Here is a 26981-nt window from a genome sequence, read left to right on the forward strand (position 1 = left end):
CCTCGGCTTACGCCTCATTGAAGGCGGCGGCAATTTCCACCAACCCGGCCAGATTGAAACGTTCCGGCAGCTTACCGGCCACCGCTAGCTCGACTCTTTCGGTAATCGCATCGATATCTACCTGCTCCATGACTTCCCCAGCGAACGCCAGCGTCAGCAAGCCACGTGCGGTCTGCTCATCGATGCCCCGGGTACGCAACGCATAGATCGCTTCCTTGTCCAGCTGACCGGTGGTCGAACCGTGAGAACATTTGACGTCGTCGGCGTAGATCTCAAGTTCCGGCTTGGTATCGATCTCGGCGCGATCCGAAAGCAGGAGGTTGGCATTGCTCTGGAAGCCTTCGATTTTCTGGCTGTCACGCTTGACTACTACCTTGCCGTTGAATACGCCATGGGCGCGATCGTCCAGGATGCCCTTGTAATTTTCGTTGGAAAACGTCCGCGGCGCATTGTGGTTGGCCAATGTATGGTTATCCACGTGCTGACGACCCTGGCCATAGAACAGGCCATAGAAATTGGCTTCGGCACCCTGGCCATTAAGATCGGTCACCAGATCATTACGCACCAGGCCCCCACCCAGATTCAAGTTGTAGGAGGTATAACGACTGTCGCGACGCTGTTCCACATGAATGCTGGCAATGTGCAGGTCGGCAAGCGGTGCTTCCTGCAGCTTGTAGTGGGTCAGAATCGCACCACGATCGAGCATGATTTCTGCGACCAGGTTAGTGAAATTGGCCGCATCGCTATCGCCCATATGGTGCTCGATCACGGTCGCCTGGCTGCGTCCGGCCGCTTCAATCAGTACCCGGGGGTGACTCATCACCGGCTGCTCACCCGCGCGAGACACAAACTGCAGAATAATGGGCTTATCGACTACCGTTCCCGGCGCCAGACGAATCACCGCCCCTTCTTCCATGAACGCCGTATTGAGTGCCGAGAACGGCGAAAACTCCACGCCGGTCAAGCGACCCAAGGGCCCCCCTACCGCTTCGTGATTTTGTTCCAGTGCCTGGGAAAGCGGCATTACCTGAACGCTTTCGGGCAGCCCTTCCATATCCGAAAGCCTGGCGGAGAACACACCATCGACAAAGGTCAGCCGGTAGGCATCGATGGGCAAGGTCAGTGCCGCCGCCTTGGCCGAGGAATAGTCGGCGTCTTCCGCCAGCTCGAAGTGTCCCTGGGCGATCTGGCGCACATTGGTATATTTCCAGGCCTCATCGCGCCGGGTGGGAAAGCCCATGGCTTCGAAGCGTGCCGCACCGGCTTGGCGTCTAGCGGCAATCCAGGTCGGTTCCGAGCCACGCTGTGCGAGACGTTTTTTCAGTACGTCCAGAAAATGAATAACTTCGCTCATGCTGCCGGCTCCTCGACGATGTCTTCGTAACCCTGAACTTCAAGTTCCTTGGCAAGCTCGGCATCGCCACTCTTGACGATGCGTCCATCCATCAGGACGTGAACCTTGTCCGGCACGATGTAGTCCAGCAGCCGCTGATAGTGAGTTACCAAGAGAATGGCACGCTTGCTGTCTCTCAAGCTGTTGACGCCGTCGGCGACCACTCGCATGGCATCGATGTCCAGGCCGGAGTCGATTTCATCGAGCATCGCAAGCTTGGGTTGCAGCACCAGCATTTGCAGAATTTCGTTACGTTTTTTCTCACCACCGGAAAAACCTTCGTTCACCGCACGCTGCAGAAAGCTCGGGTCCATCTGCATCTGGGCGATCTTTTCCTTGACCAGTTTCATGAACTCGGGCGCTGGAATATCGCCTTCGCCGCGGGCCGCACGTTGGGCGTTCAATGCAGCCTTGAGCAGATAGATGTTCTTGACCCCCGGAATTTCCACCGGGTATTGGAAACCCAGCAACAAACCGGCCTGGGCACGCTCTTCGATTTCCATTTCGAGCACGTCCTGGCCTTCGAAAGTGATCGAGCCGGACGTCACCTCATAGCCTTCCTTGCCGGCGATGACCGCTGAAAGCGTGGACTTGCCCGCCCCGTTGGGGCCCATGATGGCGTGCACTTCGCCAGCCTTGATGGTCAGGTTCAAGCCTTTGAGAATTTCTTTCTTTTCGACAGTAACGTGCAGATCTTTGACTTCGAGCATGATGATTACCTTTGATCCTGACGAGCCGCCTCGGCGGCTTCGATAAATATGATGACCGACTATCCAGGCCTATTCGCCCCAATGGACGACGTCTTAACCCACGGCACCTTCCAGCGTGACGTTCAGCAGGGCTTCGGCTTCCACGGCGAATTCCATCGGCAATTCCTGGAATACATCCTTACAGAAGCCGTTGACGATCATGCTGACCGCATCCTCTTCGGAAATGCCCCGGCTGCGGCAATAAAACAATTGGTCCTCACCGATTTTCGAGGTGGTCGCTTCATGCTCGACGGTCGCCGTGCTGTTACCGATTTCCTGATAAGGGAAGGTATGCGCGCCGGAAGTATCGCCGATCAGCAGGGAGTCGCACTGAGTAAAGTTACGCGCGCCCTTGGCTCTTGGACCGATTTTGACCAGGCCACGGTAGGACTGATCCGAGCGTCCGGCGGAAATGCCCTTGGAAACGATATAGGAACGCGTGCCTTCGCCGATATGGATCATCTTGGTGCCGGTATCGGCCTGCTGGCGACCGTTGGTTACCGCAACCGAGTAGAATTCACCGACACTTTCCTTGCCGCGCAGCACACAGGAAGGATATTTCCAGGTAATTGCCGAACCGGTCTCGACCTGCGTCCAGCTGATCCGCGAACGGTCACCACGACAATCACCGCGCTTGGTGACAAAGTTGTAGATACCGCCTATGCCATTTTCATCGCCGGGATACCAGTTCTGTACCGTGGAGTACTTGATGTAAGCATCCTCCAGGGCGACCAGCTCGACCACGGCGGCATGCAGCTGATTTTCATCGCGCATCGGCGCGGTGCAGCCTTCCAGATACGATACCTGGGCGCGGCTCTCGCAGATGATCAGGGTGCGCTCGAACTGACCGGTATTGGCGGCGTTGATCCGGAAATACGTGGACAACTCCATCGGGCAGGTCACACCTTCCGGCACGAACACGAAGGAGCCGTCTGTAAATACTGCCGAGTTGAGTGCCGCAAAGTAGTTGTCAGCCACCGGAACCACTGTGCCTAGGTACTGCTTGATCAGTTCCGGGTAGTCGCGGATCGCATCGGAAATCGAGCAGAAGATGACGCCGGCCTCGCCCAATTCCTTCTTGAAGGTGGTGGTGACCGACACGGAATCGAATACCGCATCCACCGCCACACCGGCGAGCGCCGCACGCTCATGCAGCGGAATACCCAGCTTCTCGTAGGTTTCCAGAAGTTTGGGATCGACTTCATCCAGGCTTTGCGGCATGTCTTCGGGGCGCTTGGGCGCGCTGTAGTAAGAAATCGCCTGATAATCGATAGGCGGATAATCCAGATGCGCCCAGGATGGCGATTTCATTTTCAGCCATTGATGGTAAGCATCGAGACGCCATTGAAGCATCCAGTCCGGCTCGCCTTTCTTGTTGGAAATAAAGGCGATGGTGCTTTCATCCAGACCAGGCGGAACGGTTTCACTTTCAATGTCGGTAACGAAGCCTTCTTTATAATCGCGACGAACCAACTGTTCCATTTCTTCAGTTGCCATGGTAATTCCCCTCCCGGGCAGTTGGGTGGGCGAGCAACAGGCTCGCCGTAAGCTTTAAAATAATGAGCAACCTCAGGCCGACTCGGCCGCAAGACTGATACTTTGAATGGGTAGCTGTACCGGTAGCTTGATCGGTGCGGTGTCGGCCAGATGGGCCAGGGTGACGCTATCCAGCAATGAGCGGATAGCCAACGAGACTCGCTGCCAGTTATCCGATACACCGCAGGTAGCCGCCAGCTCACAGTCGCCCTCGGCCTGGCTGCATTCGGTCATGGCCACCGGGCCTTCAATGGCGGCGATGATATCAGCCGCCGTGATCTGGGATGCCGGTCGCGCCAGGCAATAGCCGCCCTGCGCGCCTCGCTGTGAAACCAAAAGGCCCGCGCGCACCAGCATTTTAAGTGTCTTGCTGACAGTCGGCTGTGGCAGCGTCACCGCCTGGGCCAGTTCAGCCGCCGCATGCGGCTTGTGCGGGTAACGCGCAATCTGGGCCATGACCACTGCCGCATAATCAGTCAACCGCGAAAGCTTGAGCATATTGGGTACCCCGGTGTGATTCACCTGAATGGGATTGATTGGGTACCATTTTAGTCCTGTATAAAAATGATGTGAAGCCCTTGAGCAAAATGCGCTGCAATTATTGTATTTTCCTGGCACGTTCGGCGCCATTACCAACAATAACGCCAATCATTCTCATTCATTATGAGCTGCCAGGATGGTCCTTCAAGCCACTTGCAGGGCGTCTAAGCTTTTTCTCCATACATAAAAAAACGCCCTGCAGCTTTTGGCCGCAGGACGTTTTGTCGGTATCGGCTCTCTCAAGCCTTCTTGACAAACTCGGACTTCAATTTCATCGGGCTACCGTTTACGCCCCACCTGACTGGATAATTCAACCCCGCCGATAGGTACCGATCAGGCGGTTCATACCCAGAATATGCGGCTCCAGCTCCTCCAGCAGTTGAGGCAATGTCAGCCCCTCGGAAAGCTGCGTCATGTCATCCAGCGCCAGCACCCAGAAGTAATAATGGTGAATGCCATGACCCTCCGGGGGCATGGGGCCACCATAACCCAGTTTGCCAAAATCATTCTTGCCACCCGTTCCTTCCTGAGTGCCTTCTTCCAGCCGAGTGAGATCTCCCTGCAAGTTGTAAAGCACCCAATGGACAAAGCCGTAACTTCCATTTTGTACCAGCGGTGCATCCGGGTCATGACAAATCAGCGCAAAGCCCTTAGTGCCTTCCGGTGGTTGCTTCCAGCTCAGCGCCGGTGACACGTCTTCACCATCCCCGGTGTATTTTTCGGGAATTGCTTCGTGACTACCAAATGCATGGCTCTCCAATTGTATATCTGACAAGGCGAATGCCATTGGAATTACCTCCTTGAGAAATGAGCTGTGTGTTAAAAGAGTCGATGATCGTCCAAGGAGTGTCAACGTTACTGCCAACCCGAAAGCAATAAAGGCTATGCTGTAATCAAGCTAGTTTGTGTGCGTGGCTTTTCGCTTCACGCCTTTTTGTTAGATATCGAGGAGCCTCGACAGTGGCCGATATTAACCAAGTCATCGCTTTCTACGATCAACGCATGCTGGACCATGAGCCGAATATCGAAGCCGATTTTCTGAACGAGCGCATGGATCGACGCATCCGACTGCTACTTTCCGGTCTTGGCGTGCCCTGGAGGTACCCGGAACACCCCGGACGCTTGACCGCCATTCTCAACCTGCTGAACAGTGAACCGATTCCGGGGTTATTTTTTGAAGGCGGCCGAGTAGCCACGCATGAACAACTGGCCCGCGTGCATACCACTTCTTATCTGCACGATATCTTTCATTTACGCGGTACCAATACATGGCTTGATGTGGATACCACGGCGGTATCCCCCGGCAGTATCGAGGCCGCCGAAGTCGCGGCCGGCACCGCCATTGCAGCCGTTGAAGCCGTGATACAGGGGCGTTCGCGCAGCGCATTCGCTCTGACAAGACCGCCGGGACACCATGCTGAACCGGTTCGAGCGCGCGGCTTTTGCCTATTCAATAATGTCGCGGTGGCCGCAGCACATGCCAAGGAAGCGCTGGATTGCAAGCGCGTCTTGATCGTGGACTGGGATGCTCATCACGGCAACGGCACTCAGCAAATTTTCTGGGCCGACCCGGATGTCATGTTCTTCGATATTCATCGCGCAGCTCCCTTCTATCCCGGTTCCGGGCAGCTCGAAGATATCGGCGCCGGCCTGGGTGAAGGCACGACCATCAACGTTCCTCTGCCGGCAGGGTCGGGAGACCAGGCGTATCTCAAAGCCTTCCGTGAAATATTGACCCCGGCGGCAGAGGCGTTTCAACCGGATTTGATACTGGTATCAGCCGGCTTCGACCCCCATTGGCAAGACTTGGCACTGAACGTTTCCTATGAAGGTTTCGGGGCGCTGACCGGTATCCTGCAACAATTGGCGCAACGCCATTGCGATGGTCGTCTGGCATTTGTGCTTGAAGGAGGCTACAACCTGGAATCGCTGGCGAAAGGCACAAGAGCCGTGCTTTCGGTACTCGCCGGCCAAACACCGCCCGAACCCGGCATTTGCGGCGTGGCGGAAGTCGAAACTGCTGCGGCCTTCCATCGCGATGCTTTTATCAGCCCCGACACACCAGCGCCTCCAGCGAAGCCCGCCCACTGATGTCTCAAGAGCAATAACATCTGAGCAGCAAGTCGAACATCTGCTGATTTCATGCGAGCCACTCGCGTTCAGCGGAAAGGAGTCAACGACTCGCAGTTGTGGCGACTTCCCAGAAATTCGGGTCTTGGATTATTGCCGCAGAAAGGGCTGAGTAGCTGATTATCGACATGATTGTAAACAAAGAACAGATTGCTTCGCGGCCAGCAAGACATGTTGATGTTCGAGCCGTGAAGAGTATTGCACTCGAAAAGCACCAGTGAGCCCGCTTTTCCTTTCGGGGCTTTTATGCCTTCGTCGACCATCAGTTCACGCAGGCTGGTGTCGTCAGGAACGCCGACGTACTGGCTTTTGAGCGACTCCTTGTAATTATTTTCAGGCGTGCGCCCTACACAGGGAATGAAACGGTTATGCGAACCCGGCACCAACATCAAGGGGCCATTGAATTCATTGTTATCGGTCAGAATGATTGAGCAACTCAACGAGCGCATTCGTGGCATACCGTCTTCACTATGCCAAGTTTCAAAATCGGAATGCCAATCGAACCCCTTACCTTTAAAGCCGGGTTTGTAATTGATTCGTGATTGGTGAATATAGACATCACCGCCCAATAACTGCCAAACCATTTCCAGCAGACGCGGGTCTCGCGTCAAACGACTGAAACGTTCAGACACCTCATGAATGCCGAAAATAGACCTGATTTCCTGTCGTCCAGGCTCAAGAATGGTTCCCTCGGAAAGCTTGATGTCCTCATCGTCTTCATAGTCACTCAGCTCCTGAATGAACGCATCCATTTCTTCCTTGGAAAAAAAACTTTCAAAAAATAGAAAACCGTTTTTTTCGTATTCGACAAGTTGCTCTTCATTCAAAGGGCCCTTACTACGTTGCGCTCCTTCGCTGTGAACAACAGGATCAAGACGCTCGAACATGCTTAGCTTACGTTCCAACCGAGTGGGAAAAAGATCTTGAACATTATTCATAATCTCTCCTTTATGATAACTCTCATGATGCCAAATCATGTTTGTCAATCACCTCCTGGTAATCTTTAATCAAAGTTAGACCGTCAATCTGTCTTCTGCAAAGCCACCCTTACTGAGCAGAAAGAAAATGTACTGCGAATAGGATGGGGTTCTCACCTATGAAACGATTACTGATAGTGGCTCATGCGCCCTCCCCCAACACCCTGAAACTGCGCGAGGCCGCCGAGCGTGGTGCAAGCCACCCGGATATCGAAGCAATCGAGGTCATCGTCAAGCCGCCGCTCGAAGCTGGGCCGGACGATGTAATGGCCTGCGATGCAATTCTTCTCGGCACCCCCGAAAACCTGGGCTACATGAGCGGTGCACTGAAAGATTTCTTCGACCGAAGCTACTATCCCGTTCTGGAGGAAAAACAAGGTTTGCCATGCGCGCTCTACATTCGCGCAGGCCGGGATGGCACCGGCACCCAACGGGCGGTGGAAAGTATCGTTACTGGCTTGCGCTGGAAGTGGGCTCAAGAACCCTTGATCCTGCGCGGTGAATGGCAGGAAAGCTTCGTGGAGGAAGTCGAGGAGTTGGGGCTGTATCTGGCGGCGGGCCTGGAAAGCGGGATTTTCTAAATAGCCAAAAAACCAGCCTCCCTTTGAGATTAACCCCGGGCAGACTGGTCGATTGACAAGACGTTTATCGTACGCCGGGTTATTTCAAGCGTTCAAACACCGTGGCGACCCCTTGGCCCATGCCGATGCACATGGTGGCCAGTCCTAGGGTGGTATCACGTTGCTGCATCACATTGAGCAAGGTGGTGCAGATGCGCGAACCGGAACAGCCCAACGGATGACCCAAGGCAATCGCGCCGCCGTTGAGATTGACCTTGTCATCCAGTGCATCCAGAAAGCCGAGGTCCTTGAGTACCGGAATCCCTTGTGCGGCAAAGGCTTCGTTGAGCTCGACGGTCTGGATATCATCGCTGGTCAAACCGGCGGCCTTGAGCGCCTTCTTGGATGCAGGCACCGGGCCGTAGCCCATGATCGAGGCATCACAGCCTGCCACACCGGTGGAAAGCACCCGTGCTATCGGTTCCAGACCCAGCGCTTGAGCGCGCTCGTAGCTCATCACCGCCATCCCCGAGGCGCCTACGGAAAGTGCCGAGGAAGTGCCTGCGGTCACGGTACCGTTACGCGGGTCGAACACCGGCTTGAGATTAGCCATGGATTCCAGGCTGGAATCCGGCCGGATGACTTCGTCCTGCTTGACCATGACCTTGAAGCCGCGCTGGTCATGCCCTTCGATCCCGATGATCTCGTTATCGAAGTAACCTTTTTCCATCGCCGCCTGCGCCCGCTGGTGAGAGCGGACACCGAACTTGTCCTGTTCCTCGCGCGAGACGCCGTTCATCTTGCCCAGCAGCTCGGCGGTCAGGCCCATCATCATGGCGGCCTTTGCAACATGTTTGCTGGCCGAGGGGTTGATGTCCACGCCGTGCATCATGGACACATGCTCCATATGCTCGACACCACCAATGATATAAAAATCGCCCATGCCCGCCTTGATATTGGCAGCGGCAATATGCAGTGCACTCATCGAAGAACCACACAGGCGGTTGACCGTTTGTGCCGGCACGCTATGCGGAATGCCGGTCATGATCGCGGCGTTACGCGCAATGTTATAACCTTGCTCAAGGGTCTGGTTGACACAGCCCCAAATCACATCGTCGACTTCGGACGGGTCAAGATTGGGATTACGCGTAAACAACGACTGCATGACGGCTGCGGACAGATTTTCTGCGCGCACATTACGGAAAGCGCCGTTTTTAACTTTTGCCATGGCAGTACGGACACAATCGACCACCACGATATCTCTGGGATTCAAACTCATCTTTGCTTTCTCCTGGTCGCGGTGGATTAGGCGGAATAAAAACGTTCGCCGGAATCGGCCATCTGGCGCAACTTGTCGGTGGGTGCATAGAGCGGGCCGAGTTCTTCGGAAAGGCTTTCGGCCCGCTTGACGAACTCGGCAACCCCCAACGCATCGATATAGCGCAGAGCACCACCGCGGAACGGCGGGAAGCCGATGCCATATATCAAGGCCATATCCGCTTCCGCCGGGGAATCAACGATTCCGTCTTCCAGGCAGCGCACAGTCTCCAGACATAGCGGCACCATCATCCGGGCGATGATGTCATCATCGGAGAATTCCTTTTCCGCCTTGACCACCTGTTTGACCAAGGCGTTGGCCGCGTCATCGCTGACCTTTTTCGGCTTGCCCTTCTTGTCTTCCTCGTAAGCGTAAAAACCCTTGGCGTTCTTCTGCCCCAGGCGCTGGTTATCGACCATGATTTGGATAATGGTCTTGTCATCGCGCGCCATGCGCTCCGGAAAGCCTTCCGCCATTACCTCACCGGCATGCATGGCGATATCCATGCCCACCACATCCAGCAAATAAGCCGGGCCCATGGGCCAGCCGAATTTTTCCATCACCTTATCGACGCGCTGAAAATCAGCTCCTTGCTCGACCAGCAGATTGAAGCCGCCGAAATAAGGGAACAGCACCCGATTGACCAAAAAGCCCGGGCAGTCATTGACCACAATAGGCGTCTTACCCATGGTGCGAGCGTACGCCACGGTGGCGGAGACGGCTGCATCAGAAGTTTTCTCGCCACGAATCACTTCCACCAGCGGCATGCGGTGCACCGGGTTGAAGAAGTGCATGCCACAGAAATTCTCGGGGCGCTTCAGGTTTTCCGCCAGGCGAGTGATTGAAATGGTCGAGGTATTGGAGGTCAGAATAGTGCTTTCCTTGACCTGGCCTTCCACTTCGCTAAGCACATTTCCCTTGACCTTGGAGTTCTCGACCACGGCTTCGATGATCAGGTCGACATCACCGAAATCGCCATAGGAAAGCGTGGGCCGGATACTGGAAAGCTGTTCGGCCATCTTCTGGGGTGTGAGTTTCTTGCGCTCGACTTGCTTGGTAAATAGCTTACGGGCTTCCTTCAACCCAGCTTCCAGCGCCTCTTCCTTGATATCCTTCATCAAGATCGGCGTTCCCTTGGAAGCACTCTGGTAAGCAATGCCGCCGCCCATGGTGCCGGCCCCCAACACCCCGGTCAGGGCGAGGGACTGGGCCTGCTTCTCGTATTTTCCCGCCTTTTTCTTGACCAACTGATCGCTCATGAACAAGCCGACCAGATTGAAGGCCACATCACTCAGGGCCAATTTGGCAAAGGCTTTGGCCTCGATTGCCTGAGCGCGGCTGCGTTGTTCACCGGCGCCCTTCTGAATTACCTTGATCGCTTCGACGGGTGCTGGGTAATGGGAGCCTGCCTTACCTGCCACATACCCTTTGGCGGTCTCGAACGCCATCATCTGTTCGATGGGGTTAAGCTTGAGAGGCTGTTTCTTCTCGTCGCGGCGGGTTTGGTAGTCGAGCTCCCCGCTATCAGCACGCGCCAGAATGTCGAGTGCGGCGGCTTCCAGCTGGTCAGCGGGAACCACTGCATCCACAGCGCCCATCTTCAGCGCTGCGGATGCCTTGTTTTCGGTACCACCGGCAATCCACTCGATGGCATTGTCAGCCCCAATCAGTCTCGGCAGGCGTACGCATCCGCCCCAGCCTGGCAAAATACCTAACTTGGTTTCCGGCAGACCGATCTTGGCGGATTCACTCATCACGCGAAAATCGGTGGTCAGCACTACTTCACAACCACCACCCAGCGCCAAGCCGTTGATAGCCGTCACGGTGGGAAATGGAAGGTCTTCAATCGCGTTGAAAATATCATGAACCTTGAGGTTCATTTCGACCAGGTAGTCTTCACCCTTGTCGAACAGACCATGGAATTCGGTGATATCGGCGCCCACGATAAACACGTCCTTGGCGCTTGCGATTACCAAGCCCTTGAGGCTCTTTTCATCTTGCAGCGCTTGCACCGCTTCGCCCAGCTCTGCCACCACCGCGCTTGAGAGCTTGTTGATCGACTCATTTTTCAAGTCGAAGGTGAGCGTGGCGATATCATCGCTGCTGTTTCCAGCACCACGAGCCACCGTAATGGCATTACCTTGATAAATCATCCGCGATTCTCCACAAATTCATACTGGCCACGCATTCATACGGTCGTTTGATTAAGATAGCTTGGTTGAGTCGAGCGAGAACGTCAAGCCCTGAAAGGCACCTAATTGACAAAACATACGGGATTGGCTCACCCCAAGAAACGCTCAGACTGTTAGGATCACTTCTCATCTCAAACAAGGCGTTGGTTAATCATGCTCGTTTCCCCCAGCGTCACCCCGCTTCAGCGTTTCCAACAGGGTGTCGAATCGTTCGTTCAACACCTTAAGCCATGGCGTTGGTTATGGCCGCCCATGGCCTTTTGTGCAGGTTTAGGCAGTTTTTTTCTGGTGGATCGCCAGCAATGGCTGGGAGCCATCCTGGCACTAGGACTGCTTCTCACCTGGGTGCTGCTGCTGCTGGAAAGTATGATCAGGCGCTTTCTGGTTCGCCGGGGTCATTCGAGCCTGCCGCAAGGAATAACCGCCTTCATTAGCCAGATGGTTCATCAGGAAACGTTGTTTTTCACCTTGCCGTTCGTGCTGGTCACCACGGTATGGAGCAGCGGCCAAGTAGTGTTCACGCTAATGGTGGCGGGCATGGCGTTACTTTCCATCCTTGATCCACTGTATTTTCGCCTCGCCGGGCGCTTTCGCAGCCTTTATTTTGTCTTTCATGCCCACTGCGTGTTTCTAGTGGTGCTGGTAACGCTACCGATAATGTTTCAGCTGAGTACCGGGCTGAGCCTGAAACTGGCCCTACTTGCCATGGTGACCGTTACCCTCCCCACTTTTCTTCAATTACTCAGAGACCGCTCTACTCTGCAGGGGGTGATACTTTTCTGTTTAACCCTGCTCTTGGCGGGAGGTGCCTGGATGGGGCGTATCTGGGTGCCACCTACCGGCCTATGGATAACCGCCAGTGCATTGTCGCCCTCCTTTGATATCGAACAGCGCCAACCACAGGGTAGCATCGTCCTGACGCCGGAAAATCTCAGTGAAAACGGCTTGTATGTATATAGCGCCATCCGTGCGCCACGTGGATTGAGTGAGACGATCATTCATGAATGGCGCCATGAAAATGCAGTGATCGACCGTGTGGAGCTGGACATTGCCGGGGGACGAGAACAGGGATATCGCGCCTGGAGCCACAAGCAAAACTTTCCCGAAGCACCCGAAGGTGAATGGCGAGTCGATATCATGACTGATAGCGGTCAACGTATCGGGTTAGTAAGCTTTACCATTTCGGATGACCCTCAAAAAGCCACTGTCGCGGATGGCCAGATTAAGCGAACGGGGTTTAGCAAGCTGAACCTGAAGCATTTTGTTCCTGGCCAATCCTTCTCAGTGGACGACTAGTCAAACCATAAGGGCTTACATGACACTTCCCACATGGCATTTTGCTGCTTTCATTGCGCTCGCTCACGATAAGCCTGGCGTATTTTCGGCACACTGACAGCTCTTGGAACTCGGCTTATAATGCCGCTGTCATTTTTTACCATTATTATTTGGCGTAACGTGACCTATGGCTTCAAACATCGGCTTCAGACTTGCCCGTCTTCCTCACCTTTGGCGTTCGATTCTCGATCGTCGCCTGGCACCTCTGGGGTTGACGCAAACCCGCTGGGTAACCCTCTACCATCTTGGGCGCATGGGTGACGGCCAACCTCAGTGTGAACTGGCGCGTGCCATCGGCGTGGAGGCTCCTTCACTGGTGCGAACGCTGAGCCAACTGGAAGCGCAAGGTTTGGTGCAGCGACGCAGCTGTGAACATGATCGCCGCACCAAGCGCGTGTATTTAACCGAAGCGGCCACACCATTGCTCGAGCAGATTGACAGCGTAGCCGCAGAGGCACGCAAGGAGATGCTGGCGGGACTGGCGGATGAGGATATAGAGCAACTGAACACTTGGCTGGCACGCATTGAAGAAAACGGCATGGCCATTCAAACCCGAGAATCATCCTCCTGAAAGAAGTGTTTTTACCCGGAATTAATTCAAGTATCTAAAGGTTTGTCGGGGCTGGCGGGGCGGGGTTGGTCACTATGACCTGCCAGCGCATCCCGCAGCGCTTGAAAGTCGTCAAGATACTTCAGGAAACGCTCGGCCCCTTGCGATTCCCACCACCAAATCGTCAAGGCGGAGCGATTCGACTCGACGATAACGACATCCTGGGGCAAACGCTCCAGCAAGGCGACGAAATGCCGTTCCGCCTGCTCAGGCAAGGGGCGTAACGGCGCAACACGCCAGCGCCACCCGGGTAAATAAACCTCCAATGCTTCGCTGGCATGAGTCTCACGAACCAGTACAAAATCTGGGCCCGGCGCCTGGTCAGGATACTTCCAACAATAGGCAGGCATCGTGCCTTTGAAGTCATGTAGCGGCGGTTTTTCCATCTTGATGGTAACGCCGTGTTGGCGCAGCGTATTGCGCAAATGCACCAGACGCTTCTGGCGGGGGCTGGGCTTGAGCCACATCACCGGCGCCGCAACCATCATCAAGATAAAGACGATGATGAACCATTCCATTTTATTTTCCCTGTTGCCTTAGTAGCGTTTATCCAACATTTTCTCTGGAATACGATAAAATCTGATGCATGTCGTTGTTACATATCCCCAACACGCCTAAAGTAAAGGAAAACCTGAAGGAAAAGAAAGCTTTCAGCTACTGTTCTACCTTCGCTCCCCGAGGAGATGTGCCATGAGCTATCACCATATTCTGGTCGCAGTGGATCTGACCAAGGATTCTCATAAAGTGCTTGAACGTGCCGTTGGCATCGCCGAGCGCAACGAGAACGCCAAGATTTCTATCATGCATACCTTGGAACCACTGGGATTCGCCTATGGCGGCGACATCCCCATGGACCTTACCAGCATCCAGGATCAACTGGATGACCATGCCAAGAAACGGTTAGCGGAAATCGCCGAGCCCCATATCCCCAGCCAGGACCAGCATGTCGTCGTGGGTATGCCGGACACCGAAATTCATCGATTCGCCGAGGAGCACGACGTAGACCTTATTGTCGTCGGTTCTCATGGCCGGCATGGCTTTGCTCTACTGCTGGGTTCTACCTCCACCGGGGTACTTCATGGCGCTGAGTGCGATGTACTGGCCGTGCGAGTCGGCAAGAAAGGTGAAAAAAGCGAAGAGTAGCGTTTCGAATGTTTTCAGACCAAAGGCGCCTGATGGCGCCTTTTTGCTTTCAACCTTTACGGTTTCCACACACTATTCGCCTGCCGCCATTGCCTCCAGCTCCATCCAACGTTCCATGGCAGCTTCCAGCGCATTCTGGCTATCACTCAGTTTTTGCAAGGTGATGGTTACCGTTTCGCTATCCTGCTGATAAAACGCAGGGTCAGCAATGTTCTGCTCCATTGCCTGTATCTCGCCCTCCAGGCGTTCGATCTCCAGCGGCAAGCTATCCAGCTCACGCTGTAACTTGTAGGAAAGCTTGACCGCTTTCTTAGCGGGTGCCGCTGCCTGATTTTTTTTGGCAGCAGGCTCTGGCACTGCGGTGGGCTCGGTATTCTGACGAGCGGCGCCTTGCCAAGGCGCGGGGGGTAATGTGCCGCCCTGACGCACCCAGTCGGTGTAACCGCCCACGTATTCACGCACACGGCCCTCACCTTCAAACGCCAGAATACTGGTCACGACGTTATCCATGAACGCCCGGTCGTGGGAAACCAGCAATAAAGTGCCGTCGAAATCCAGTAGCAGCTCTTCGAGCAGCTCCAAGGTTTCCATGTCTAGATCGTTAGTCGGCTCATCGAGTACCAGGACGTTGGCCGGCTGGGTAAACAGTTTGGCTAACAGCAAACGATTGGACTCCCCACCGGACAGCGCCTTGACCGGCTGGCGTACCCGCTCCGGGGTAAACAGGAAATCCTGCAGGTAACTCATTACGTGGCGATCCTTGCCCCCTACCGTGACCCTGTCGCTGCCTTGAGCGACATTGTCGTAGACGGTCTTGTTCGGCTCCAGCCCCGCCCGCAACTGATCGAAGTACGCCACCTTCAAGTTGGTACCCAGACGCACGTCGCCTTCGGTGGGCTCCAGCTGGCCCAGAAGGATCTTGAGCAGCGTGGTCTTGCCCGCGCCATTGCGCCCCAGAAAGCCGATCCGGTCGCCGCGCTGAATTTCCAGGCTAAGGTTGTCGATAATGGTTTCTTCGCCGAAGCGCTGAATGACGCCCTTAAGTTCCACCACACGCTTGCCGGTGCGCTCACCGCTATCCACCACCAAGTTAGCCTGGCCCTGGCGTTCACGGCGCTGGCTACGTTCCATGCGCATCTGCTCAAGCTCCCGCACCCGGCCTTCGTTGCGGGTACGCCGCGCTTTGACCCCTTGGCGAATCCAGACTTCTTCCTGGGCCAGTTTCTTGTCAAACAACGCATGCTCCCGAGCCTCAACTTCCAGCTCGTGTTGCTTGCGCTCCTGATATTCGACATAGCTGCCTGGATAACGCCCCAGCTTTCCTCGATCAAGCTCAAGGATGTTGGTAGCCAGCTTGGACAGGAAGGTACGATCGTGGGTAATCAATAGCACCGCACCATTGAACGCCAATAATTGCTCTTCAAGCCAGGCGATGGTATCCAGATCCAAATGGTTGGTAGGCTCATCCAGCAATAGCAGGTCCGGCTCGGCAACCAGAGCGCGGGCCAGAGCCACGCGACGCCGCCAGCCACCCGAAAGTGCATTCATTTCAGCTTCCGGCGGCAATCCCAAACGGGTCAAGATGACGTCGATGCGCTGGTGAAACGACCATCCATCAATGGCTTCCAGGCGAGTCTGCAGCGTCGCCATGCGGTTCATGTCCGGCTCATGCTGATGAATCAGATGATTGTACTCGGCCAATATCTCACCCGCCTCCGGCAAGCCTTGGGCGACCATATCGAAGATGGTCATGCCGGATGACTCGGGGAGTTCCTGAGCCAGCACCCCGATCTTCAGCCCGGGAGCGCGCCAGATCGTGCCTTCGTCAGGCAGGATTTCGCCCGCCACCAACTTCAGCAAAGTGGATTTGCCGGTACCGTTGCGCCCGACCAGCCCCAGCCGCTCGCCCTTCTCCACCGTCAAGTCGGCGCGGTTTAGCAGTACATGGGTGCCATAGGCGAGTTGAAGCTGTTCCAGTCGTAGCAAGGTCACGCAGTATCCTCCCGATTTTCAATGCGCATAGTGTAACGCATGCCGGGGCTCAGGTGGTGGAGCGCCCTACCTTGAATGGCATGGGCTATATTGTCGGCCAGGCTAATTCATTCAACAACAACCTGAACCCGCCAATAGCCGTAGGCTGATCGCCCCGGGTACAATGAGCCCTCTGCTATCAACAGGAGTTTACCGTGGCCGAGCCGGCTGATTGTTTTGATGACGTATTGCCCGAAGCGCTACGATTTCGTGCGCCAGCTCCGCTTGTCGATATCGGTGCCAACCTGACTCACGAAAGCTTCACCCGAGACATAGACGCCGTGCTGAAGCGAGCTCGAGCAGCCAATGTGGGCACCTTGATCGTGACCGGCACCGACCTTGAGCATGCGGAACAGGCCATCGAGATGGCGCGCCGCCATCCTGGAGTGTATGCCACCGCCGGCGTTCACCCTCACGATGCCAGCCGCTGGGATAACAGCATGGCACGCGCCATGGCGGCACTTTATAAAGAGCCGGAGGTGGTGGCGGTTGGCGAATGCGGGCTGGATTTCAATCGTAACTTTTCCTCTCCTGAGGCTCAGGAGAGGGCTTTTGAAGCACAGCTCGGGCTCGCTGCGGAAAGTGGCTTACCGTTGTTTATCCATGAACGCGATGCCGGCAAACGCATGCATGATATTCTGCATGCTTGGCGTGACGACATTTCCCAGGCGGTGATTCATTGCTTCACCGCTGACAGGGAGACGCTTTACCGCTATCGGGATCTTGACCTGCATATCGGTCTGACCGGCTGGTTGTGTGATGAACGTCGCGGGCATCACTTACGTGGGCTGGTGAGCGATATTCCACTGGATCGATTGATGGTGGAAACCGATTGTCCTTACCTGCTACCGCGCAATTTGCCGGCAAAACTCAAGGGCCGACGTCACGAGCCCGCCCTGCTGCCCTGGATCGTGCGCGAGATTGCCTACTGGCGTGACATCAGTGAACAGGCGCTGACCACCACTACCACGCAAACCGCCATGGCTTTCTTTCGATTGCCTGTCATCAAGGAGCCTCAAAATGGCTGATTACCCAGGATTTATTGCCATTGAAACCGGCGACGAAAACGGCTTGCCGATCGCCATTGCCTGGTCATTGCCCGATGGACGCATCAAGCACACCTTGATTCAACCCGATGACAGCTGGTTGGATGATGACATGAATGCGCTGGGTGGCTACAGCATGGAAGAGTTGGAGAGCCTCGGCGTAAGCCCGCTTGACGTGATTCGCGAGATGGAAAACGATTACTTCTCCGACACCCTCTACACCAGCGACAATTTTGAAGACGAAGCGGCACTGACACGCCTATTCGACCTTTATGGAATAGATCCTTTTGTCGAGCTGGCACCGGCTGAAACCCTCTATGCCGATGTATCTTCAGGCGAATGGCAGCGTAGCCGAGGTGAAGTTTTCAGTGAACTCGGCCTTGAACCGATGCGCTCGGAACATGAAATTGAAGTCATGCTCAACCTCCATCAGCGGCTGGCAAAAGACCAATAAGCTTTATAAGTAGATAGCCAGGATGCGCTTGCGTTTGCATGTCGGAAAAACCTCTGCTAACCAACAAGTAGGCTATGTTTTAAAGACAGAGTTTTAAAAACAGAGTTTTAAAAAAACAGAGTCTTGAAAATACGGTTTTAACGACGCAGCCATTCTTGTTCAGGAGGTGACACATGACGGATTATGTTGAGAAGGGAGATATCTATTTCTTCTACCGACCCAAGGTCAATACGCAAACGGTTCGGAGCCTAGACGATGTTCAGCGCTTGCACGTCGTACTGGTGCCGGACGATGCAGATACTGCTCGGCTGTTCATAGTGGGCAAGAAGCGGCTGCCGGAAATCACCCATGGCAAGCCAAAATCCACCGCACGCGAGTGGATGATGAACGACATGACGGGCAAGCCGAGGGATGTCGGCGAGGCGCTGGCACCGCTCGAATACCCGACCAAGACCCGCGGCGGACAGGAACAGGGCGAGGCCATTCCTGTCGGCGAGGGGCGCTATGCGATCTTCGTGCGTGACAACAGCTCGCGCCTGGCCTACCGGCTTTCCAAACCGGACAAGCCCGGAAAGGCGCAGGCGGAACTGGGGATTCTTGCCGAGGCGAGCTATATCATCTCGGTACGCAATCCTTCCCTCGATGTACCCGGCTTTCCAGACTTCAAGCCGAACTACCCCAAGCACTTGCAGGAAAAGTTCGCCGACAAGCGCTGGCTCGATATCGATGATGGCAAGCTGCTCGACTACGAGAACGCTCAGTTACTGCTGATCGGCGCACATGATGACCTGAGCGAGGAGCAAGTCTCTATCAGCGGCAAGGCGGCCCTGTTCAAGACCCTGGAATTGAAGGAACGGGAGTGGCCCACCGAAGCGCTGGAGGGCGGCACCCTCACCGAGCCGCAGATGCAGCCAGAAGCCAAGGCGCCCGAGGGCGATCGCAGCAAGGGTGGCGAGCGCGGCGGCAAGGCAGCCATCGGTACCGCATCGGCAGCCGGCATCGCCAAGGCGCTCAAGGGGGCTGATTTCCCCTGCGCCAAGGCCGACTTGATCAAGCAGGCTAAGGCTAACCATGCCGAGAACGAAATCATCGACGTACTGAACGACTTTCCTAGCCGACAGTACGAGACGATGGCGGATGTCCAGAAAGCAGTTGGGGAGATACGCTGATGGCACAGTTCACTTGCGAAATATGCGGCGCCGAGTTCGAGCAGAAGTCCCGCTACGAGCAGCACATGCTGACCTCCCACCCGAAACAGGCTGTATCTGCCGCTGATATTGAGAAAGCGCTGAAAGGGGTCGAATTTCCGAAAAAGCGCAGTGAGCTGGTCGATACGTTGAGCGACGAAGAGCAGGAAGTGCGTGACATCATCCAGCAGTTGCCCGACCGGGAATATCGCGATGCCGCAGAAGTCGCGCGTGCCTTCGGTGAGCTGCGCACCCACGAAAAGGCACCCGACACTCAGCCGAGCAAGACCGGTGGCCAACGTGCCATGCAAGCACCTTCCGCAGCGCGTTTTGCCAGCATGTTTGCCGGCATGAGGTTTCCGGCCAATCGTGAACAGCTGATAGACCATGCCAGCTCGAACGCCAGCGACCAGGAAATGCAAACTCTGGAGAAGTTCGGTGACCACAGCTACCGCAGCATGGCCGATGTCACCAAGGAGCTAGAGAAAGTGGAGTGACGGCCAATGATTTGAGTGCCAGCTCAAAAAGCGAGCTCATAGTACGCATCGATGAGCTCGCCCTTCCATACGAGGGGACACGCATGCCCGCCTCTGGTAGAAATCTCAGCATAGTCGCGTGCGCAGCAGCACATCAATCCCTTGAGTGATTGCGGCTTCACGCTCCAGCCCCTGTTGATAGTAAGCGTTCAAGGCATCACGAAAGGCTCTGGCGCGGAGGGGCAAGCCTTCACGTTCGTAGCGCTCTACGCGAGCCATGACGCGCTTCTGAAAGGCATCACGATCCACTTGCGTATCGCCGCCTAGATTATCGACGCTGACATGAAAACGTCGCCCACAAGCCTGGGTAAGCAGGTATTCCAATGCCTGAGGGGCAATCTCGGCGTTCTCAAAAGCGATTTGCTGCTCAGCAGTACGTCCATCCGGCAAATACCAGTAGCCGTAATCTTCGAGAGTACGGCGATGTTTGCCGGCAATGCACCAGTGACTGATTTCATGCAAGGCACTGGCGTAGAAGCCCCGAGCGAAAATCACCTGATGATAGGCGTGGTCGTCATCTGCCGGCCGATAAAGCGGCTCCTCTCCTCCGCGCATCAGCCGAGTGTTGAAGCACTCGGCAAACAAGCCGTCGAACAATGCGACAAGGTCTGTCAGTGACCAACGAATTTCCTGATAACTCACCCTACCTCTCTTAGATCAACAGTCTGTCACAGGGGTTGTATTGGCGATAAAACAACAAGACGAAACGTCATTATACTCGGCACAATAACTAGGAATAAGGGGAAACAAGCATAGAAAAATACCTCCTGCTAATATGAGCCTGCTTTGTCGGGTCGTCACACCATTCTGGAGAGATTGTTTGGGCTCATTTTTTGGGGATTTACGCGCTAACTGCAGGCGCGAAACCTATTCGTTGGTACATCTGGCACTGCCGATTTGCGGGGCACAGCTCGCCCAGGCGGGCATGAGCGTGGTGGATGTGATGATGACTGGGCGTCAAAGCGCCACGGCTTTGGCAGCCGTCTCGGTAGGCTCCAGTCTGTGGATGCCTCTGATGCTGTTCATGACCGGGACATTGATGGGACTTACCCCGATTGTCGCGCACTTTCTCGGTGGAAAACGCACCGACAACGTGCGCCCGGCCGTGCAACAAGGGTTATGGGTCGCACTGGCCATGGGCATTGTCTCCGCCGTTGTACTATGGCAAGCGGTCATGCCGATATTTCACTTGATGGACGTTCCTCTTCAAGTGGCAGAGCAGTCGGCGGCTTATCTGGCAGCGGTGGCGTTCGGCATGCCGGGCATCGCCCTGTTTCAGGCGCTTCGTGCCTTTTCAGATGGCATGAACCATACGCGTCCGGCGCTATGGATCAGCCTGGTGGGTTTGGCAGTCAACATTCCCAGCAATTATGTACTGATTTACGGCGGGGACGGATTAACCGCTCTATTTGGCGACTTTCTGCCAGGCAGTCTAGAAGCACTGCCCGCCCTCGGCGCTTTGGGTTGCGGGATCGCCACCGCATTTTCCATGTGGATGATGGCTCTCACAATGGCGCTGTATACAAGCAAAAGCCAAGCCTACAGTGACATTTTCCTGTGGCGATCTTTTAGTCTTCCACATTGGGCAAGCATGCGTGAGCTTTTGACAGTAGGTATTCCCATCGGGGTGTCAATTTTTGTCGAGGTCACTCTGTTCACCTTGATCGCTCTATTCATTGCCAGCATGGGCGAAGTCACGGTTGCCGCCCATCAGGTGGCACTGAATTACACTACGATCTTGTTCATGCTCCCGCTGTCGTTGAGCATGGCATTGACGGTAAGAGTGGGTAATACATTGGGACAAGAGCGCCCGAAAATGGCACGTCTGGTAGCTTGGAACGGCATCCTGATCAGCTTGGTGGTAGCAGCATTGAACAGCACCTTGCTATGGCTAACCGCCGAGCCGGTGATTAAGCTTTACACCAATAATGACGAAGTGAAGGCTATGGCATTGTCGCTGATCGCCTTGGCTGTGCTGTATCAGGTTTCAGATTCTCTACAAGCCAATCTTGCGGGGGCCCTGCGTGGTTACAAGGACACGCGTATCGTGATGCTGATCACGCTTTTTTCTTACTGGTTCGTGGGGCTTATGGGGGGACATTGGCTGGGCATCCAAGGCATCAACGGCCTATTTCCACCACTAGGTGTCCATGGTTACTGGATTGGATTGATCGCTGGGTTAAGCACAGCAGCGCTGTTGCTCGGCCTGCGCTTGCAGCACATCAGCCAACGAGCCATACGCCTATGAAGACTTCTGCTCTTTTTCTTTTCCGGCGATACGTTTCGCTCAGCTTAGCCGCCATCGGAATGGGGTTATTAGCTGGATGCGGCGAGTCGGGTGCTGAAGCTCCTTGGGCGGCCTACCATCAACAATTGGTCAAGGACTTACAGGGCCCACCTCTCGAGCGACACACACCAAGCAACATCGGAGCATTTCCTGAACGGAAGGCGCGTTTGTTTAACATTACCGAAACGCGGGAGAGTCTACCCAACGTCTATGCGTTGCGAGAGTGTCATATCACTTCTCTGATTGCCGCACGTAACAACCAACTGGGGCGCATGGCACCTCCTAGTCAGCATTGGCTTTACGAGCGCGAACTATGGCAACGTCTCAGTGGTTGCTGGAATACAGCGGTGCCCGACACCTTGAATGAAGAAGATCGCTCTCGCCTGCATCGCCTGACGCTACACAAAACACAACAGCTTCCTTTAGTGAGCTGGAATACGCTGTTCGATTCCAGTGAATGGGAAGGCAATTTCTCACGTGCCAGCCATGCCATCGACCCGGAAGACCTAATGGTCATTCCCGCTCACCTGGAAGCGGTGACGTATCTGCACCGCATGATCTTGCATCAATTCAATCGCCAATGGGAGCAAGATTCATCCACCTTGGAGGGGCATTTACAAACACTGCAACAACGCCCGCTCAGTGCAGAAATCATGCGTGCTCTGTTATTGGCAACGCAGCGTCTGGAGGAAGGCACCGATTACCTCAAGCAATATGGCAATGCACAAACCATGTGCTTGACACCCTGGAAGGACAACGGACTCGATAACCTTGCCGAACATAGTCGGGAATGGCTCGAAGCAGTCAATGCACTCTTCACTGTTCATCCTGTTATGCCTCCCAAAGCCCTGAGAGATTACCGTCAACGGTGGCTTTCGCTGAATAGTGAGTCGGCGCCCTGGTCAGCCTTTCAGCTGGCCCACAAGCAGCATCAGGAAACACGCGCACATTTCACGGGGTGTCAATCACGCTGAAATAAGTAACAGGGGACTTAACCTTATGCGCTAGCTGTGCTATTGGTGAATTATGCGGTAAGCGCATATTAAGTATGCCTTGCCAATGTCATGGCCACGCAGCACCAGGAGGGAATCATGGGCGCATCCCCGTCACCCCGCTCTGCCCAGGTCATCGACCTGGAAACTATTCGTCAGCGACAGCATGCTCGAAAGCGCTTGGTACGCCTGGCACCGGAGCTAGACGGGCTGGAGATGGTATATCAATTGAACGCCAGGCCTGACACCTGTTACGGCATGCCTATTCTTGCTTGGGGCCTGCGCGAAGATGGGGAAATCGTGGGTCTGGTTCCCTGGATGGAATCATTGACCCCCTGCCAGCAGCTCAATAACAATGAAGATGGGTGTTTCATTGGCTACCGCGACCCAGAAACAGAAGAAATATTCGATACACCACCTGAGCACAAGATGCTGGAGCTCTCCGCCGCCGCTGACTATTTCGACTATGAAGAAGCCAGCGAAGTAACGTTGATTCAACAGCTCCCCGACACTTTGGGAACACATGCCTTATGCATGAATCAACCCCAGACGCCGTGGCAAATCAAACCGGTTTACGGGTGGTGTCTCTATAGCAACGGTAGTATCGAGGCGCTTCTAGCCGATGATGCCCAGATAACCATGTCACCGGTACTCTTGGGAGATGCTTGCCTTTATTGCGGAAGGTCCCGCCATCAGATGCTTTATTTCTTCCAACGGCATATTGCCAACCGCATCATGGAAGAAGATCCCGATACACTGGATGCTTTGGCACTTATGGTGCTTGATGACCCTAGCGAATAAGACACAGGATCGGCGGGCTAATGGCGACAATGCCAACCGATCTTTGTTTTCCGGGCTGCACAATTTCATCCTAACCGGATAAAATACAAGTATTCATTGGCCAAGGCCTGCTGGTATAGCAAGTCATGGCCTAAAAATTGGCAAAATTTGGGTACATCCCGCGTCGTAGCAGGATCCGTTGCCACCACCTTGAGCACCTGACCCGGCTGCATGTCACGTACTTTGCCATGCATCATCATGATCGGCTCTGGACAGTACAGGCCGGTGGTGTCTAGCAGCTCGTCATGAGCCGGTAGGGATTCCATGTTTTCAGCCATCGATTTCCTCGGTGTAGGGAGCTAGAAAAATGATAAAGATCATTATTGAACGCCGCATCATGCCCGGCCTGGAAGAAGAATACGAGCAAGCCGCCCGCGAAGCCATGCGTGTCTCTTTAGGCGCTCGCGGCTTCGTGGGAGGGGAAAGCCTAGTCGAGCGCGGCCGTAATGATCATCGACTCATGATTACCAAATGGCGCGATATGCGCGCCTGGAAAGAATGGTATAGCAGTGAAGCACGAACCATGGCGATGCAGCGCATTCTGCCATTGCTCACTGAAGAAGAATCCATTCGTATCTACGAAGCCAGTTACTGATATCTATCTTTCAACAAACGCATGGGCTTACTCAAGCAAGCGGACATGAACCGTTACTTCTTCTCGGTCATGATAAAGTTGCCGACACTGAATCTTGGCTCGCACACCGGCACTTGCCATGGTTGATTCAAGGTGAGCCAGGCAACGAGCCACTTCTTCCCAGCGTTTTTTCATTGGTAGCTTCAAATTAAACACAGCTTCACGGCACCAACGCCGTATCAGCCAGCGCTCTACCATGGCCAATACGCGTATCGGCTTGTCCACGATATCGCATACCAGCCAATCCAGCCGACGAGGCGGTTCCCAAGTAAAACCATCTTCGCGAAGATGCTCCACCTGGCCACTTGCCATCAAGGATTTTTCCATCGGGCCATTGTCGATGGCATACACGTACATGCCACGTTGTACCAACTGCCAAGTCCAGCCACCCGGCGCCGCCCCAAGGTCAGCTGCCTGCATGTGATCACCCAGCCGCAACTCCCACTCATCACGTGGTACGAATTCATGCCAAGCTTCTTCAAGCTTTAGGGTCGAACGGCTAGGCGCTCGCGATGGAAAACGTAGCCGACGAATCCCACCAAGCAATTCACTGCGGTTTCCCGGAAATGTCATCCCTAACTGGACACAGTCTCCATCCAACCAAAAAAGGTGCAGGCGTCGCCCCCCCGCTTTACGCCGCAAGGCACCACGCTTTTTCAAGGTGCTTTCTAAAGGCCGCGTTAAAGCTTTAATCAATCGCGAGAGCGACTTCCCTTCGTTGGTATCAGGCGTTTCATGCCATACCTCTTCAAAACTCCAACCACTTTTTACGACCTGCTCGATAATAGGAGTAAGGCGGTCTTCACGAGACAGCATCGATGCCGGTAGCGCCACAAGACTTTGGCGAGCAAACACCAAGGAATCGAATGGAACTTCCCGATGCAACACATTTACCGGCTCCCCATCCGGCAATTCGAGGCTGACCCATCCATCCCCTTGGTGCATGGTACCGGAATAACCAACTTGCTCCGCCCGATGGGCAAGCTCAGCAGCAGCATCCGCTTCAAAGCCTGGGCGACAATACACTAACCACGTTGCTGGAATGGTTTGATTCACCTGCCACCTCATTTCCGCGTCGATCAGACGAACCGCTCAGCTCGCCATTTGTAGATGGGCGCCAATTGCGCGGGCACATCATAACATGCCCCTCTTGTGATTGACGGTATCTCAATTTCGTTTAAATACAGTTTAACAGCAATATTTAATATTAATAGCTGAAGTGTCAAAGCGTACGCATTTAGTCTTACTTAAACGATTTATCTCAACTGTTACAGGAAACATGGGGTATGCATACACCACATAACAGCCGTTAAATAAGGGATATCAAATTTTCCCAGCACAAAAAATTTTTTTTAATTAAACTAAATGGTAAACAAGGTTATGCCCTACGTACACGACACTCTGACTCGTTTGAAACAAAGCAGCCCTGCGCAAAGTGAGTTTTATCAAGCGGCAGAAGAAGTTTTAGAGTGCTTACGCCCCGTTCTTGAGGGCAGTTCTTATTATCATGATCATGGCATCATTGAACGTATTGTTGAACCCGAGCGACAAATTATGTTCCGCATCTGCTGGACCGATGATGAGGGTAAAGTTCGTGTCAACAAGGGGTACCGCGTTCAGTTCAATTCAGCCTTGGGCCCGTACAAAGGCGGCTTGCGCTTTCACGCCAGCGTCACGTCAGGCACGATCAAATTTTTAGGCTTTGAACAAATCTTCAAGAATGCGCTGACTGGCTTACCTATTGGCGGCGGCAAAGGCGGCTCCGATTTTGATCCGAAGGGAAAGTCCGACGGCGAGATCATGCGTTTCTGCCAAGCCTTCATGACCGAGCTCTATCGTCACATCGGCCCCACAACCGACGTTCCTGCTGGCGACATCGGCGTTGGCGCACGTGAGATCGGTTACCTATACGGCCAGTACAAACGAATCACCGGTCGTTACGAAGGCGTCCTCACCGGTAAAGGCCTAACCTGGGGTGGCTCTCTTGGACGTAAAGAGGCAACGGGTTATGGGGCCGTCTACTTCGCGCAGAACATGCTCGCAGAGCACGGCACAAGTCTCGAAGGCAAAACCTGTTTAGTATCAGGAGCAGGCAATGTAGCCATTTATACCATTGAAAAGCTTTATGAGTTGGGCGCCAAACCTATTACTTGCTCTGATTCTCGCGGCACTATCATTGACCACACTGGCATTGACCTTGCGCTATTAAAAGAGCTGAAAGAAGTCAAACGCGCTTCGCTTGAACAGTACCTGGAGCAGCATCCTCAGGCTAGCTACATCCCTGTATCAGAGTACCCGCAGGATGGGCATGCTGTATGGCGCCTTAAGGCTGATGCCGCCTTCCCGTGCGCCACTCAAAACGAGCTCACGGACGCCGATGCTGAGACACTTTTAGGCAATGGCATCAATTGCATTAAGTGCCTATTCAAAATTAATCGTGTGATCAGTTCCGTAACCACCGAGCAGGCGATGTACCTCATCACATAGGCGA

Annotated in this window: 26 protein-coding genes and 1 pseudogene; 14 read left to right on the top strand and 13 right to left on the bottom strand. The window is 54.5% G+C overall.

The features are described 5' to 3' along the window. Positions 1-7: 7 nt before the first annotated feature. The 5 genes from sufD to GPM19_RS14270 form a co-directional block, all read right to left on the bottom strand. Positions 8-1354: a Fe-S cluster assembly protein SufD gene (gene sufD, locus GPM19_RS14250; protein WP_160419687.1), complete on the bottom strand. Its 1347-nt coding sequence runs from the start codon at positions 1352-1354 to the stop codon at positions 8-10. Beyond that, the gene (sufC, locus tag GPM19_RS14255) at positions 1351-2103 is read right to left on the bottom strand and encodes a Fe-S cluster assembly ATPase SufC (protein WP_160419688.1); all 753 of its coding nucleotides are present in this window, start codon (positions 2101-2103) and stop codon (positions 1351-1353) included. The genes sufD and sufC overlap by 4 nt, the downstream gene beginning before the upstream one ends. Before the next feature lie 93 nt (positions 2104-2196). After that, positions 2197-3639 (bottom strand): Fe-S cluster assembly protein SufB, encoded by a 1443-nt coding sequence (gene sufB, locus GPM19_RS14260; protein ID WP_160419689.1) that lies wholly within the window; start codon positions 3637-3639, stop codon positions 2197-2199. A gap of 72 nt (positions 3640-3711) precedes the next feature. Next, positions 3712-4176: an SUF system Fe-S cluster assembly regulator gene (locus GPM19_RS14265; protein ID WP_160419690.1), complete on the bottom strand. Its 465-nt coding sequence runs from the start codon at positions 4174-4176 to the stop codon at positions 3712-3714. Positions 4177-4528: 352 nt separating this feature from the next. Further along, positions 4529-5005: a YbhB/YbcL family Raf kinase inhibitor-like protein gene (locus GPM19_RS14270; protein ID WP_160419691.1), complete on the bottom strand. Its 477-nt coding sequence runs from the start codon at positions 5003-5005 to the stop codon at positions 4529-4531. 173 nt (positions 5006-5178) lie between these two features. On the opposite strand from GPM19_RS14270, the gene GPM19_RS14275 reads away from it, so the two are divergent. Next, positions 5179-6309 (top strand): histone deacetylase family protein, encoded by a 1131-nt coding sequence (locus tag GPM19_RS14275; protein ID WP_319928136.1) that lies wholly within the window; start codon positions 5179-5181, stop codon positions 6307-6309. Positions 6310-6377: 68 nt separating this feature from the next. Here the strand turns inward: GPM19_RS14275 and thpD are convergent, their stop codons facing one another. Beyond that, on the bottom strand, positions 6378-7325 hold the full coding sequence (gene thpD / locus GPM19_RS14280) for an ectoine hydroxylase (RefSeq protein ID WP_319928137.1): 948 nt from the start codon (positions 7323-7325) through the stop codon (positions 6378-6380). Positions 7326-7444: 119 nt separating this feature from the next. On the opposite strand from thpD, the gene GPM19_RS14285 reads away from it, so the two are divergent. Further along, complete coding sequence (locus GPM19_RS14285) at positions 7445-7906, top strand: flavodoxin family protein (RefSeq protein WP_160419692.1); 462 nt, start codon at positions 7445-7447, stop codon at positions 7904-7906. 79 nt (positions 7907-7985) lie between these two features. Here GPM19_RS14285 and fadA read toward each other — a convergent pair whose 3' ends face one another. Continuing rightward, positions 7986-9164, bottom strand: coding sequence for an acetyl-CoA C-acyltransferase FadA (gene fadA / locus GPM19_RS14290; RefSeq protein WP_160419693.1), 1179 nt, complete (start codon positions 9162-9164; stop codon positions 7986-7988). A gap of 26 nt (positions 9165-9190) precedes the next feature. Next, positions 9191-11356 (bottom strand): fatty acid oxidation complex subunit alpha FadB, encoded by a 2166-nt coding sequence (fadB, locus tag GPM19_RS14295; RefSeq protein WP_160419694.1) that lies wholly within the window; start codon positions 11354-11356, stop codon positions 9191-9193. A gap of 192 nt (positions 11357-11548) precedes the next feature. On the opposite strand from fadB, the gene GPM19_RS14300 reads away from it, so the two are divergent. Both GPM19_RS14300 and slyA read left to right on the top strand, forming a co-directional pair. After that, positions 11549-12691 (top strand): DUF5924 family protein, encoded by a 1143-nt coding sequence (locus tag GPM19_RS14300; RefSeq protein WP_160419695.1) that lies wholly within the window; start codon positions 11549-11551, stop codon positions 12689-12691. A 166-nt stretch (positions 12692-12857) separates the two neighbouring features. Continuing rightward, a complete protein-coding gene (gene slyA, locus GPM19_RS14305) occupies positions 12858-13301 on the top strand; it encodes a transcriptional regulator SlyA (RefSeq protein WP_160419696.1) in 444 nt (147 codons plus the stop codon). A gap of 26 nt (positions 13302-13327) precedes the next feature. Here the strand turns inward: slyA and GPM19_RS14310 are convergent, their stop codons facing one another. Then, a complete protein-coding gene (locus tag GPM19_RS14310) occupies positions 13328-13858 on the bottom strand; it encodes a preprotein translocase subunit YajC (protein WP_160419697.1) in 531 nt (176 codons plus the stop codon). Positions 13859-14030: 172 nt separating this feature from the next. Between GPM19_RS14310 and GPM19_RS14315 the strand changes: the two genes are divergently transcribed. Beyond that, entirely contained in the window at positions 14031-14483 is a 453-nt protein-coding gene (locus GPM19_RS14315) for a universal stress protein (RefSeq protein WP_160419698.1), read from the top strand. Between the two features lie 72 nt (positions 14484-14555). Here the strand turns inward: GPM19_RS14315 and GPM19_RS14320 are convergent, their stop codons facing one another. Next, positions 14556-16475 carry an ATP-binding cassette domain-containing protein gene (locus GPM19_RS14320; protein ID WP_160419699.1) on the bottom strand — a complete coding sequence of 640 codons (1920 nt, stop codon included), beginning with the start codon at positions 16473-16475 and terminating at the stop codon, positions 14556-14558. A 194-nt stretch (positions 16476-16669) separates the two neighbouring features. On the opposite strand from GPM19_RS14320, the gene GPM19_RS14325 reads away from it, so the two are divergent. The 4 genes from GPM19_RS14325 (at position 16670) to GPM19_RS14340 (ending at position 19698) form a co-directional block, all read left to right on the top strand. After that, positions 16670-17542 (top strand): TatD family hydrolase, encoded by an 873-nt coding sequence (locus tag GPM19_RS14325; RefSeq protein ID WP_160419700.1) that lies wholly within the window; start codon positions 16670-16672, stop codon positions 17540-17542. After that, on the top strand, positions 17535-18014 hold the full coding sequence (locus GPM19_RS14330) for a hypothetical protein (protein ID WP_160419701.1): 480 nt from the start codon (positions 17535-17537) through the stop codon (positions 18012-18014). Before GPM19_RS14325 ends, GPM19_RS14330 begins: the two co-directional genes overlap by 8 nt. A gap of 173 nt (positions 18015-18187) precedes the next feature. Next, the gene (locus GPM19_RS15480) at positions 18188-19183 is read left to right on the top strand and encodes a DUF2795 domain-containing protein (RefSeq protein WP_227842463.1); all 996 of its coding nucleotides are present in this window, start codon (positions 18188-18190) and stop codon (positions 19181-19183) included. Continuing rightward, a complete protein-coding gene (locus GPM19_RS14340) occupies positions 19183-19698 on the top strand; it encodes a DUF2795 domain-containing protein (RefSeq protein ID WP_160419702.1) in 516 nt (171 codons plus the stop codon). Before GPM19_RS15480 ends, GPM19_RS14340 begins: the two co-directional genes overlap by 1 nt. Positions 19699-19803: 105 nt before the next feature. Here GPM19_RS14340 and GPM19_RS14345 read toward each other — a convergent pair whose 3' ends face one another. Continuing rightward, positions 19804-20379, bottom strand: coding sequence for an elongation factor P hydroxylase (locus GPM19_RS14345; RefSeq protein WP_160419703.1), 576 nt, complete (start codon positions 20377-20379; stop codon positions 19804-19806). 178 nt (positions 20380-20557) lie between these two features. Here GPM19_RS14345 and GPM19_RS14350 point away from each other — a divergent pair, with 178 nt between their 5' ends. The 3 genes from GPM19_RS14350 to GPM19_RS14360 all read left to right on the top strand — a co-directional run bounded on the left by GPM19_RS14350 (position 20558) and on the right by GPM19_RS14360 (position 23817). After that, positions 20558-21985 (top strand): MATE family efflux transporter, encoded by a 1428-nt coding sequence (locus tag GPM19_RS14350; protein WP_227842465.1) that lies wholly within the window; start codon positions 20558-20560, stop codon positions 21983-21985. A 59-nt stretch (positions 21986-22044) separates the two neighbouring features. Beyond that, positions 22045-22998: a DUF3080 family protein gene (locus GPM19_RS14355; RefSeq protein ID WP_227842471.1), complete on the top strand. Its 954-nt coding sequence runs from the start codon at positions 22045-22047 to the stop codon at positions 22996-22998. 117 nt (positions 22999-23115) lie between these two features. After that, entirely contained in the window at positions 23116-23817 is a 702-nt protein-coding gene (locus GPM19_RS14360; protein WP_160419706.1) for a hypothetical protein, read from the top strand. 65 nt (positions 23818-23882) lie between these two features. Here the strand turns inward: GPM19_RS14360 and tusA are convergent, their stop codons facing one another. Further along, on the bottom strand, positions 23883-24134 hold the full coding sequence (gene tusA / locus GPM19_RS14365; RefSeq protein WP_114488165.1) for a sulfurtransferase TusA: 252 nt from the start codon (positions 24132-24134) through the stop codon (positions 23883-23885). A 29-nt stretch (positions 24135-24163) separates the two neighbouring features. On the opposite strand from tusA, the gene GPM19_RS14370 reads away from it, so the two are divergent. Next, positions 24164-24451 carry an antibiotic biosynthesis monooxygenase family protein gene (locus tag GPM19_RS14370; protein ID WP_160419707.1) on the top strand — a complete coding sequence of 96 codons (288 nt, stop codon included), beginning with the start codon at positions 24164-24166 and terminating at the stop codon, positions 24449-24451. A 27-nt stretch (positions 24452-24478) separates the two neighbouring features. Here GPM19_RS14370 and rlmM read toward each other — a convergent pair whose 3' ends face one another. Next, the gene (gene rlmM, locus GPM19_RS14375; protein WP_160419708.1) at positions 24479-25558 is read right to left on the bottom strand and encodes a 23S rRNA (cytidine(2498)-2'-O)-methyltransferase RlmM; all 1080 of its coding nucleotides are present in this window, start codon (positions 25556-25558) and stop codon (positions 24479-24481) included. A gap of 312 nt (positions 25559-25870) precedes the next feature. Between rlmM and gdhA the strand changes: the two are divergent. Beyond that, positions 25871-26905: pseudogene (gene gdhA, locus GPM19_RS14380) on the top strand (NADP-specific glutamate dehydrogenase); the annotation flags it as partial. Between the last annotated feature and the right edge of the window lie 76 nt (positions 26906-26981).

The organism is Vreelandella zhuhanensis, assembly GCF_009793355.1.
GTDB lineage: Bacteria > Pseudomonadota > Gammaproteobacteria > Pseudomonadales > Halomonadaceae > Vreelandella > Vreelandella zhuhanensis.

Bases quoted from the DNA above. Each gene is read 5' to 3' on its own strand.
- sufD (WP_160419687.1), bottom strand. From the start codon at position 1,354: ATGAGCGAAGTTATTCATTTTCTGGACGTACTGAAAAAACGTCTCGCA.
- sufC (WP_160419688.1), bottom strand. From the start codon at position 2,103: ATGCTCGAAGTCAAAGATCTGCACGTTACTGTCGAAAAGAAAGAAATT.
- sufB (WP_160419689.1), bottom strand. From the start codon at position 3,639: ATGGCAACTGAAGAAATGGAACAGTTGGTTCGTCGCGATTATAAAGAA.
- GPM19_RS14265 (WP_160419690.1), bottom strand. From the start codon at position 4,176: ATGCTCAAGCTTTCGCGGTTGACTGATTATGCGGCAGTGGTCATGGCC.
- GPM19_RS14270 (WP_160419691.1), bottom strand. From the start codon at position 5,005: ATGGCATTCGCCTTGTCAGATATACAATTGGAGAGCCATGCATTTGGT.
- thpD (WP_319928137.1), bottom strand. From the start codon at position 7,325: ATGATTTGGCATCATGAGAGTTATCATAAAGGAGAGATTATGAATAAT.
- GPM19_RS14285 (WP_160419692.1), top strand. From the start codon at position 7,445: ATGAAACGATTACTGATAGTGGCTCATGCGCCCTCCCCCAACACCCTG.
- fadA (WP_160419693.1), bottom strand. From the start codon at position 9,164: ATGAGTTTGAATCCCAGAGATATCGTGGTGGTCGATTGTGTCCGTACT.
- fadB (WP_160419694.1), bottom strand. From the start codon at position 11,356: ATGATTTATCAAGGTAATGCCATTACGGTGGCTCGTGGTGCTGGAAAC.
- GPM19_RS14300 (WP_160419695.1), top strand. From the start codon at position 11,549: ATGCTCGTTTCCCCCAGCGTCACCCCGCTTCAGCGTTTCCAACAGGGT.
- slyA (WP_160419696.1), top strand. From the start codon at position 12,858: ATGGCTTCAAACATCGGCTTCAGACTTGCCCGTCTTCCTCACCTTTGG.
- GPM19_RS14310 (WP_160419697.1), bottom strand. From the start codon at position 13,858: ATGGAATGGTTCATCATCGTCTTTATCTTGATGATGGTTGCGGCGCCG.
- GPM19_RS14315 (WP_160419698.1), top strand. From the start codon at position 14,031: ATGAGCTATCACCATATTCTGGTCGCAGTGGATCTGACCAAGGATTCT.
- GPM19_RS14330 (WP_160419701.1), top strand. From the start codon at position 17,535: ATGGCTGATTACCCAGGATTTATTGCCATTGAAACCGGCGACGAAAAC.
- GPM19_RS15480 (WP_227842463.1), top strand. From the start codon at position 18,188: ATGACGGATTATGTTGAGAAGGGAGATATCTATTTCTTCTACCGACCC.
- GPM19_RS14340 (WP_160419702.1), top strand. From the start codon at position 19,183: ATGGCACAGTTCACTTGCGAAATATGCGGCGCCGAGTTCGAGCAGAAG.
- GPM19_RS14355 (WP_227842471.1), top strand. From the start codon at position 22,045: ATGGGGTTATTAGCTGGATGCGGCGAGTCGGGTGCTGAAGCTCCTTGG.
- GPM19_RS14360 (WP_160419706.1), top strand. From the start codon at position 23,116: ATGGGCGCATCCCCGTCACCCCGCTCTGCCCAGGTCATCGACCTGGAA.
- tusA (WP_114488165.1), bottom strand. From the start codon at position 24,134: ATGGCTGAAAACATGGAATCCCTACCGGCTCATGACGAGCTGCTAGAC.
- GPM19_RS14370 (WP_160419707.1), top strand. From the start codon at position 24,164: ATGATAAAGATCATTATTGAACGCCGCATCATGCCCGGCCTGGAAGAA.
- rlmM (WP_160419708.1), bottom strand. From the start codon at position 25,558: ATGAGGTGGCAGGTGAATCAAACCATTCCAGCAACGTGGTTAGTGTAT.